This is a genomic window from Janibacter sp. CoH_79_TC_3 (assembly GCF_058197955.1).
In genome coordinates, this window is sequence record NZ_JBXWIV010000150.1 from 1 (window position 1) to 249 (window position 249).

Here is a 249-nt window from a genome sequence, read left to right on the forward strand (position 1 = left end):
CTGCTGAGCTTAAAGGTCTCTGCATCCTGAGCAGTCAGGGTTACCGAGAAGCCCAGCGCTTCCCAGGAAGATTTTACTGTTTCCAGAGCTGCTGCAAGTTCATCATTTTCCAGATAAACAATCTCAATGGATTTATCATCTGCAGTCTGTTCTTCTGTATCAGTTGCTTCTTCCGAACCTGCACCATTTATCATGCTCAGTGCTTTTTCGGTATCTGCTGTTGCAGAGAGATTTTCTCCTCCCAATGGG

General features: G+C 45.8%; 1 protein-coding gene. It reads right to left on the minus strand.

Annotated elements, in window-relative coordinates:
- Positions 1 to 249, minus strand: a 249-nt coding sequence (locus tag AC2FA3_RS15435) for a hypothetical protein (protein WP_490510358.1), incomplete at both ends; no start/stop codon positions are given.